Raw genomic sequence first — 233 nt, forward strand, 5'->3', positions numbered from 1 at the left:
CGTCCACGGTGAAGCCGTGAGTCAGCACCTGGTTGTAGGGAGCCTTGTCTTTCATGGCCACGCCGATCATCAGGGAGGACATAAACCAACCACGGTGCTGGTCAGAGCCTTCCAGATACATGTCGGCCGGGTTGCCGTTGAACTCGGGACGGGCATCGACCACGGAGGAGTGGGTCGAACCTGAGTCGAACCAGACGTCCAGGGTGTCGGGCACCTTGTCATACAGGTCGGCG

Annotated in this window: 1 protein-coding gene; it reads right to left on the bottom strand. The window is 60.5% G+C overall.

Going from position 1 to position 233, the window contains the following annotated elements; all coding sequences use genetic code 11:
• Window positions 1-233, bottom strand: a 233-nt coding sequence (locus tag B4920_RS28075) for a class I tRNA ligase family protein (protein WP_139379797.1), incomplete at both ends; no start/stop codon positions are given.

Origin of the sequence: Zoogloea sp. LCSB751 (genome assembly GCF_002028455.1) — a bacterium.
GTDB lineage: Bacteria > Pseudomonadota > Gammaproteobacteria > Burkholderiales > Rhodocyclaceae > Zoogloea.